Here is an 8548-nt window from a genome sequence, read left to right on the forward strand (position 1 = left end):
CTTCTCCACGCAAGGGGAGGGCAAGAGCGCTCAGCTGCGCCCGTTCACGAGATCGCCGACGATGTCGTACTTGCCGGAAATACGCATCTTGTAGACCTCGTAATTCTCCATCACGCGCTGCACGTAACTTCTTGTTTCCGTGTAAGGAATCCGCTCGATCCAGTCCACCACCGCATCGATGTCCTTGCCGCGCGGATCACCGTATTTCGACACCCACTGGCTGGCTCGGGTCGGGCCGGCATTGTAGCCCGCGAAGGTCAATACGTACGAGCCATTGAAGCGATCGAGCTGTTCGCCGAGGAACGCCGAACCAAGCGTTGCATTGTAGCCGGCGTCGGTCGTCAGCCTGGTCTGCGAAAACTGTAATCCGGCCTTCTTCGCCAATTGCTTGGCGGTTCCCGGCATCAGCTGCAGCAGTCCGCGTGCGCCGGCACTGGATACGGCGCCGATATTGAATTCGCTTTCCTGGCGGGCGATCGCATAGGCCAGCGCCTTGCCCGAACCGGAAATATTGGCCGAATCGGGGATGACGCCGAGCGGATGCGACAGCGCGCCGACATCGATGCCGCGCGCCCCGGCGATCTTGCCGATTTTCAGCGCCATGAAATGGTTGTCCTGCTTTTCGGCAAGGACAGCGAGCAGCGCCAGTTCACCCGGGCTGGTCAACTGCCCGGCAAGGTCGCGATAGAGCGTTTCGGCATAACGGTCGTAGCCTGCCTCCTGCAGGCGCTTGATGGCCGAGACGGCCTCGCGGCCGGCAAAGTTCTGCCGGTCGGCGGCACTTGGCTGGGGATAGACGATGTTGAGCGCCTGCCGGCCGACGCGTTCGGCGGCTAGCTGGCCGTAAAACGTCGTGCCGTAGGTCGCCGCACGCCCAAAATAGTCCTTGGCATTGCCGGGGCCGCCAACTTCTGCCGCACGGCCGAGCCAGTAATAGGCGCGCGACAGGGTCATTGGCCCTTGGGCAAGGTCGGCGATACGCGCGAAATGCGTCGCCGCGAGCTTGGGATCGTTCAGGCCGCGCAGCGCATACCAGCCGGCATGGAATTCGGCTTCCGCCGCATAGGCCGCGCTTTCGGCGGCATGCGTGGCGACTATTTTGTAGGCGGTCTTCATGTCGCCCTGGTCGACCAGTTCGCGCGACAGCACCCGGCGTTCGACCCACCAGGCATCAGGATCGACCAGGGATTCCCGGTCTGCCGGCGCTTTCATGACAATTGCCGCGGCGCCCGCAAAATCCTTCTGCTTGCGCAGATATTCAGCCTGCGCGAAGAAATAGCCGGCCGAGCGTTGCGCCACCGGCACAGTCTTCAATAGTTTGGCAGCATTCTTGTCGCCCTTGTCGGCCGCCGCCCAGGCGTCGGCAAGCTGCTGGGCGCCGGCGAGGCCGGCGACACGCAAGGCGGAATTCACCCGGTCGGCATAGAACATGCGCTCCATGCGAAAACGGTGATCGGCGGCGGGAACAAGGCTGCCGAACTCCTTGATCAGAGCCGTCTCGTCCTTGGCTTCCAGGATCGCGGTGCGCCAGAACGGCGACAGCACCGATCGTGCCGCCTTGGCGTTGCCCGACGACACATAGGCGCGCGCGAGAACCATCACGCCTTCGAATGTCTGCGGCTGGCTGCCGTCGAATGCCTTGACGACGACATCCGCCGCCGGGTTCTCGCGATAGAGTGCGCGCTCGCTGTTCTTGCGCAATGCAACGGTGCCCGGCCAGTTGGGCAGCATCTTCGCGGCCGTGGCGATGTCGCCGCTCGGAACGTTGTCGCCCCCGTAGAGCGCGATCGCCCAGGCCAATATGTGCTGGTCGAGCGATTGTGCGGGCAGCGCATCGCGCACAACGCGCGCGCCGGGAATATCTCCAGCAGCCAGCGCATCCAGTCCGCTTTTCAGGAGCGTGACGGCCGGTGAGGGGTCCAGTTGCGCCTTGTCCTGTACACCAGGCATCGGGATGGCCGAGGTGACCCGCACATCGACGCTGCCGCTGATCGCCACGCCGGGCATCAGCGCGGCGATGGCGCCAAGAAGCGCGAACAGCTGGGGCCGACTGGGCGGCATGATTTCGTGTCTTTCCTTAGTCCAGCATTTTACCAGCGGGCGAAGAAGCCTTGAAGCCTAAGCTTAGGTCGTGAAGGGCTCGTAAACAAAGGGTTATCGAGGCCGCTCGAATTACGCTTGCTGGCACCATGGCAATGCTTGCCGCGCAACAATGTCGAGACTATGGTGCGCCGCTTCGCTTTCGGTTAGAAGGCGCGCACGACAAAACACCGATGCATGTCGCCCAAAAGTGGATACCGGTTTTGGGGCCACGACATGCATAACCGACAAAGTGCATGTCGCCCAAAAGTGGATACCGGTTTTGGGACCACGACATGCGTGAACCAAGAAGTCCCAAGGAGTTGGACGACATGCTGAGAGGCTCGCTTACTGCGCTCGTGACACCGTTCGAAAAGAGCGGGCGTTTCGACGAGAAAGCCTTTCGCGCGTTCGTCGAATGGCAGCTTGGCGAAGGCACCACGGGCCTTGTCCCGGTAGGCACCACCGGCGAATCCCCGACGCTGTCGCATGACGAGCACCGCCATGTCGTCAAGGTCTGCATCGAGGTGGCCAAGGGCCGCGCTCCGGTGGTTGCAGGCGCCGGCTCCAACAACACCGAGGAAGCTGTTGGGCTTGTGCAGTATGCCGAAAAGGCCGGTGCCGATGCCGCCCTGGTCGTCACGCCCTACTACAATAAGCCGACGCAGCGCGGCCTCTACAAGCATTTCGCCGCCGTCGCAAGGGCGACCAAGCTGCCGATCATCATCTACAACATCCCGCCTCGCTCGGTGATCGACATGACGCCGGAAACGATGGGCCGGCTGGCGCACGACTTCAAGAACATCGTCGGCGTCAAGGATGCGACCGGCAAGGTCGAGCGCGTGTCCGAGCAGCGCATGACATGCGGCAAGGATTTCATCCAGCTTTCCGGCGAGGATGCCTCAGCACTCGGCTTCAACGCGCATGGCGGCGTCGGCTGCATTTCGGTGACCTCGAACGTTGCGCCGCGGCTGTGCGCCGAGTTTCAGGAAGCGACGCTCTCCGGCGACAGCGCCAAGGCGCTGGAACTGCAGGACCGCTTGCTGCCGCTGCACAAGGCGATCTTCATCGAGCCCGGCGTGTCCGGCGCCAAATACGCGTTGTCGAAGCTGGGCAAGGTCGAGAACGTCCTGCGTTCGCCGCTGGTCACCATCGAGCAGTCGACGGCCGAAAAGATCGATGCGGCCATGAAGCACGCCGGCTTGATTAATTAACGAGCCCGTTTGGAAACTCTACTCCTGCGGCCATCTGAAGGCGCCACCTGCGCTTCCGGTGCTTGCGTACTATATGTACGCTCCGCTCCGGTTCCGCGCGTGGCCCCGAAAGCACTTCGCTTTCGGAAAGGACCATGCGCAAAGTCGGATTTCTAGAGCGTCCTTTGCGCGTTAGAAAACGCGCGGCGCTCTAGTAGCACCATCATCTGACTCGCAGGAGCGAGTTTCGAAACGGATTCTAGACGTTATGAACCAAGTCAGAAAAGCCGATCCCAACAACAAGACCGTTGCGGAAAACCGCAAGGCGCGGTTTTCCTATGAAGTGCTCGACACGATCGAGACAGGCCTGGTGCTGACCGGAACCGAGGTCAAGTCGCTGCGCCAGGGCCAGGCTAACATCCAGGACAGCTATGCCTCGGTCGAAGGCGGCGAGATCTGGCTGATCAATTCCTATCTGCCGGAATACCTGCAGGCCAATCGCTTCAACCACGAGCCGCGCCGGCGCCGCAAACTGCTGCTCAACAAGCGCGAGATGGCAAAACTATCGCAGAGCGTCGACCGCGAAGGCATGACGCTGGTGCCGCTGAAAATCTATTTCAACGATCAAGGGCGCGCCAAGCTGCTGCTTGCAGTTGGCCGCGGCAAGAAACTGCATGACAAGCGGGAGGCCGAGAAGCAACGCGACTGGTCGCGCGAAAAGGGCCGGCTGCTCAAGGAACGTGGGTGATCAGGTGACAGCCTGAAAAAAGCCAACGATCGGGCTTCAAGATCGAATAACGGCAAGTCCTACAGGGGATGGTCTTGAAGAAGCGGATTGTTCTCGGGGGCTTGGCCGGTCTTGCCCTGGCATGCGTCGTTGTGGTGGGCGCCGTGGTCTATTTCCACACCTACTCCCCCAACCGGGGCGAATATCCGGTCCGGGGCATCGACGTCTCCCATCATCAAGGCAAAATCGACTGGCGGCGTGTTGCCGCCGATGATGTGGCTTTCGCCGTCATCAAGGCGACTGAAGGCGGCGACCATGTCGATAATGCCTTCGCCGGCAATCTGCGCGAGGCCCGCGCCGCCGGGCTCGCCGTCGGCGCCTATCATTTCTTCACCTTCTGCCGGCCGGGCGCCGACCAGGCCAGGAATTTTATCTCGGTGGTGCCGCACGATCAGCCATTGCTGCCGCCGGTCGTCGACATCGAGTTCGGGGGCAACTGTCCGCAGCGCCTGTCAGCCGAGCAACTGAATACCGAACTGAGGGATTTCCTCGGACCCGTCGAGGCTGCCTTCGGCAAGCCGGCGATCATCTATCTGACGGATGAAGCCGAGGCTGCCTATGCCGGGCAAATCGCCGCTCGCCCACTCTGGCTGCGCTCGCTGCTCATGGAGCCGGACCGCCGTGACTGGATCTACTGGCAGTACCACAACAGCGGGCGCGTGGACGGCATAGAGGGGGACGTCGACCTGAACGTTTTGAAGGGTGGGCCGGAGAAACTGGCGGCGCTGCTTACCTCCGCACCTTGACGGACAGACCCGATCTGATGCCGGCCGGTTCTTCAGAAGCCTGCCATGCCGCTGAAGCCATTCACGATCCAACTGATGTCGGGACAGCCAGATTTTCCCTGGTGCCGCGTCGACCCGTCGCCGAATAACCCATCCCGGCGGCCATGATGGCGATGGCCACGCATTGGATCGCCAGCGGGGTCTCGCCAAGAACGATCATGCCGACCATCACGGTGGCGATCGGCACACCCGGCAGGAACAGCGATGCAGCCTGCGAGCCCAATCGGTCGACAATGTAGGTGTAGAGGAACATTGCGGCAGCGCCCGCGAGAAGACCTTGAATGACGATCTGGCTGGCGATTTCGGCGCCTGCGGCGGCATGGAGGCCGCTTGGTGCAAGCAGGCAGAGAAGCGGCAGCGGCAGGCACGACAAGATCACGACGGTCGCCGTTGCGGTGACGGGTTCGACGCGCCATCGCTGCACAAGAGCAGCATAGGCGGAAAACATCGCGCCCGATCCGATGAACAGCAGATCGCCGAAGAGGACATCGCCGGCACCGCTGCGCGCCGGCGCGATGAACAGCAGCAGCCCAGCGATGATCGTGACGACACCGATGACCCGCTGCCGCGAAGCACTTTCCCTGAACAAGGACAGCAGGAATGAGAAGAACACGATCGAGGCCGGGCAAAGTGCCGCGCCATGGGCGGCGGGCGCATAGGTCAGGCCCCAGTTGATGATGAGTGGGTAGGGCAAACCGGCCAGTGCCGCCAACGTCAGTCCACGTCGCCAGCCCAGCGCCTTCAGGGTCGCCAGGCCGCGCCACCAGACGATCGGCAGGAACACCACGCCGGCACCGGCAAAGCGCAGGCTGGCCATGTCGGTGGGCGTCAGATGCTCCCTGAGGCTGAAGCGGGCGGCGACGAACTGCGCCGCATAGATGGCGATCATGACGAGGCCGGCGATCACCGCCAGTCTTGTGTTTGCCGTGTCTCGTCCGTCCGCCATGTCAGTTCTGCCGTCATATTCATTGTCGCCAGGAGGAGAGAGTCCCGAGTTCGCGACGAAGCGCAGCCTATTGCCGAAATGGCCGCGACGAAATACGCTGTTTTTCGCAACTCCAAGTGTAATTCACGCAAAAGAGGTGGCTTGAAGGTGAATTCTGAATCTGGCGACCTGGACGCCATCGACCGAACTCTTCTGCGACTGCTGCAGGAAGATGGACGCCGCACCACGCTTGACCTGGCAGCGCGCGTCGGCCTGTCGCCGACCGGCGCCAGCCAGCGCGTGAAGCGCCTGTTTCGCGACGGGTTCATCACAGCCGTCAGGGCGGTGCTCAATCCGGCAAAGATTGGCCGCGGCATGCTTGTCTTCATCGAGGTGCGGCTCGATCACACGGCCCCGCATATCTTTGACCGCTTCGCCGAGGCGGTCGCAAAGGCGCCCGAGGTTCTGGAATGCCACATGGTCGTCGGCGGCTTCGACTATCTCGTGAAGGCCCGCATTGCCGAGATGGCCGACTATCAGGACTTTCTCAAACGCGTCATCCTGCCGCTGCCGGGAGTGAAGGAAACACATACCTATGCATCCATCGGCGACGTGAAACCAGATGCCCTGCTGCCGGTGTGAGCAGGCACCGGATACCGCCCGGTGTCCGATCCTCAATTCTTCAGGAATGCGGCGATCTCGCTGAACACCCTGACGAACATGTCTTCGGTCAACACGCCGGTATTGGTGTTGTAGCGTGAGCAATGATAGCTCGAAAACAGCGTAATGCCGCCGGCCGGCAATTGCCCGCCATGTTTGAACGGGTAGGCGGCGACGCGCCCGCCCAATGCCCGTACGGTCGACTGGTGCGCGATCGATCCCAGCGCCAGCACGGCGCGCAGGTTGGGAAAGCGAGCGATCGTCGGCACCAGAAATGTCCGGCATGTGGCGATCTCCGCACCCACCGGCTTGTTCTCCGGCGGCACGCAGCGCACCGCGTTGGTGATCGCCGTGCCGACGAGCTCCAGCCCATCATCGGGCCGCGCCTTGAACTCGCCGCGTGCGAAGCCGTGGGCAATCAGCGTCGAGTAGAGCAGGTCGCCGGCATAGTCACCGGTGAACGGGCGCCCGGTGCGGTTGGCGCCGCGCAAGCCAGGCGCCAGACCGACGATCAGAAGCCGGACGGTATCTTCGCCGCCCAATGGCAGGAAGGTCGGCACCGGCGCGTTGAACCAGGACGGCTCGCGCTGCCGCCATTCGGCGATGAAGTCATGCAACCGCGGGCAGAGTGGGCAGTCGCGGCTGGGTTCGGAAGCGGGGAGGATGGTCAAGTCGACCGGCCTCAGTAGTCGTCCTCATCGACTTCAGCCGGTTCGGGCCGCCTTACGGGCCGCTCCGAGGGATCGCGGCCGACTTCGTTCTTCAGCGTCGCCAGGTCGATGAAATGGTCCGCCTGGCGGCGCAGGTCATCTGAGATCATCGGCGGCTGCGAGGCCATGGTCGAGACGATCGACACCTTGCGGCCACGCCGTTGCAGCGCCTCGACCAGCGTGCGGAAATCGCCGTCTCCGGAGAATATGACATAGTGGTCGACGACGTCGGCGAGTTCCAGCGCATCGACGGTGAGCTCGATGTCCATATTGCCCTTGATCTTGCGGCGGCCGGTTGAGTCGGTGAATTCCTTGGCCGGCTTGGTCACCACCTTGAAGCCGTTATAGTCGAGCCAGTCGATCAGCGGCCGGATCGAGGAGTATTCCTGGTCCTCGACCAGCGCGGTGTAATAATAGGCGCGCAGCAGGTAACCGCGCTTGTGGAAGCTCGCCAAAAGCTTGCGATAGTCGATGTCGAACCCGAGCGCGCGTGAGGTGGCGTAGAGATTGGCGCCGTCGATGAACAGGGCGATTTTTTCACGGGGATCGAACATGGAAATAGTCCTTTTCGAAATAACGGCCGTCTAACGAAATGCGGTAGCGACTAGCGGTCAGGCCCATAATAAACCGGCCGACCTTGGACCAACCGAGATAACGCCAGTTTGGTGGCAATCCAAGGGCGCGTGGCGCACTGCAAGCAATTGTGATCGCGGCGCCGAACCGTGGACGCGGGCTGCCCTGTGGGCACGCATTGCCATGATGCTTGTATTTTGGCGCCGTTCGGGTTATGGACCGCGCCTGTTTTCCATTACATCCAGGCATGAAAGGGGCAATCCATGGCCCGCGTAACCGTTGAAGATTGCATCGACAAGGTCGACAACCGCTTCGAGCTGGTGCTTCTGGCCGGCCACCGCGCTCGTCAGATCAGCCAGGGCGCGCAGATCACCGTGCCGCGCGACAACGACAAGAACCCGGTCATCGCGCTGCGCGAGATTGCCGACGAGACGCTGTCGCCCGACGATCTCAAGGAAGATCTGATCCATTCGCTGCAGAAGCATGTCGAGGTCGACGAGCCCGAAGCCGATGGCGAAGTGATCGCCGACCAGACTGGCGGTGCCGTTGCCGCCGCCGACGCTGACGACACCGAGGACAACGTCACCTTCGATCGCATGACCGAGGAAGACCTGCTGGCCGGCATCGAAGGTCTGGTTCCCCCGGAAAAGAGCGACGACTACTAAGAGCTTTTGATAATTCTACCCAGCCGGTCGCCTAGCGCCGTTTTCTGCGCTTCCGGTGCTCATATGTGGACGGCCCCCTGCTTGCAAGGTTTTGGCTGAAGATGATTTGATCGGATCGCTTGCGCTCATATGTCCGGCCTTTTGCGCGCGGATATGTGAGCGCTGGCCTAG

Annotated in this window: 9 protein-coding genes; 5 read left to right on the forward strand and 4 right to left on the reverse strand. The window is 62.2% G+C overall.

Going from position 1 to position 8548, the window contains the following annotated elements:
• Positions 1 to 30 precede the first annotated feature (30 nt).
• Positions 31 to 2061, reverse strand: a complete 2031-nt coding sequence (locus tag O7A70_RS28570) for a lytic transglycosylase domain-containing protein (RefSeq protein WP_337143336.1) — start codon at positions 2059 to 2061, stop codon at positions 31 to 33.
• 350 nt (positions 2062 to 2411) lie between these two features.
• On the opposite strand from O7A70_RS28570, the gene dapA reads away from it, so the two are divergent.
• From dapA to O7A70_RS28585, 3 genes are all read left to right on the forward strand, one after another.
• Complete coding sequence (dapA, locus tag O7A70_RS28575) at positions 2412 to 3293, forward strand: 4-hydroxy-tetrahydrodipicolinate synthase (RefSeq protein WP_337143344.1); 882 nt, start codon at positions 2412 to 2414, stop codon at positions 3291 to 3293.
• A gap of 247 nt (positions 3294 to 3540) precedes the next feature.
• Positions 3541 to 4020, forward strand: coding sequence for an SsrA-binding protein SmpB (smpB, locus tag O7A70_RS28580; protein WP_337143337.1), 480 nt, complete (start codon positions 3541 to 3543; stop codon positions 4018 to 4020).
• A 74-nt stretch (positions 4021 to 4094) separates the two neighbouring features.
• Complete coding sequence (locus O7A70_RS28585; RefSeq protein WP_337143338.1) at positions 4095 to 4805, forward strand: glycoside hydrolase family 25 protein; 711 nt, start codon at positions 4095 to 4097, stop codon at positions 4803 to 4805.
• Between the two features lie 61 nt (positions 4806 to 4866).
• On the opposite strand, the gene O7A70_RS28590 is transcribed toward O7A70_RS28585, so the two are convergent.
• The gene (locus O7A70_RS28590; RefSeq protein WP_337143339.1) at positions 4867 to 5790 is read right to left on the reverse strand and encodes a DMT family transporter; all 924 of its coding nucleotides are present in this window, start codon (positions 5788 to 5790) and stop codon (positions 4867 to 4869) included.
• A 147-nt stretch (positions 5791 to 5937) separates the two neighbouring features.
• On the opposite strand from O7A70_RS28590, the gene O7A70_RS28595 reads away from it, so the two are divergent.
• Positions 5938 to 6411, forward strand: coding sequence for an Lrp/AsnC family transcriptional regulator (locus O7A70_RS28595; protein WP_337107829.1), 474 nt, complete (start codon positions 5938 to 5940; stop codon positions 6409 to 6411).
• Positions 6412 to 6443: 32 nt separating this feature from the next.
• On the opposite strand, the gene O7A70_RS28600 is transcribed toward O7A70_RS28595, so the two are convergent.
• Positions 6444 to 7100: a uracil-DNA glycosylase gene (locus tag O7A70_RS28600; RefSeq protein WP_337143340.1), complete on the reverse strand. Its 657-nt coding sequence runs from the start codon at positions 7098 to 7100 to the stop codon at positions 6444 to 6446.
• An 11-nt stretch (positions 7101 to 7111) separates the two neighbouring features.
• Positions 7112 to 7693, reverse strand: a complete 582-nt coding sequence (locus O7A70_RS28605) for a LabA-like NYN domain-containing protein (RefSeq protein WP_027144193.1) — start codon at positions 7691 to 7693, stop codon at positions 7112 to 7114.
• 282 nt (positions 7694 to 7975) lie between these two features.
• On the opposite strand from O7A70_RS28605, the gene rpoZ reads away from it, so the two are divergent.
• Positions 7976 to 8377 (forward strand): DNA-directed RNA polymerase subunit omega, encoded by a 402-nt coding sequence (gene rpoZ, locus O7A70_RS28610; protein WP_027144192.1) that lies wholly within the window; start codon positions 7976 to 7978, stop codon positions 8375 to 8377.
• The last annotated feature ends 171 nt before the right edge of the window (positions 8378 to 8548 follow it).

Origin of the sequence: Mesorhizobium sp. Cs1299R1N1 (genome assembly GCF_037179655.1) — a bacterium.
GTDB lineage: Bacteria > Pseudomonadota > Alphaproteobacteria > Rhizobiales > Rhizobiaceae > Mesorhizobium > Mesorhizobium salmacidum.

Excerpts from the sequence above, each read along its gene's own strand:
- dapA (WP_337143344.1), top strand. The coding sequence starts at position 2,412 with ATGCTGAGAGGCTCGCTTACTGCGCTCGTGACACCGTTCGAAAAGAGC.
- O7A70_RS28570 (WP_337143336.1), bottom strand. The coding sequence starts at position 2,061 with ATGCCGCCCAGTCGGCCCCAGCTGTTCGCGCTTCTTGGCGCCATCGCC.
- rpoZ (WP_027144192.1), top strand. The coding sequence starts at position 7,976 with ATGGCCCGCGTAACCGTTGAAGATTGCATCGACAAGGTCGACAACCGC.
- O7A70_RS28590 (WP_337143339.1), bottom strand. The coding sequence starts at position 5,790 with ATGGCGGACGGACGAGACACGGCAAACACAAGACTGGCGGTGATCGCC.
- smpB (WP_337143337.1), top strand. The coding sequence starts at position 3,541 with ATGAACCAAGTCAGAAAAGCCGATCCCAACAACAAGACCGTTGCGGAA.
- O7A70_RS28605 (WP_027144193.1), bottom strand. The coding sequence starts at position 7,693 with ATGTTCGATCCCCGTGAAAAAATCGCCCTGTTCATCGACGGCGCCAAT.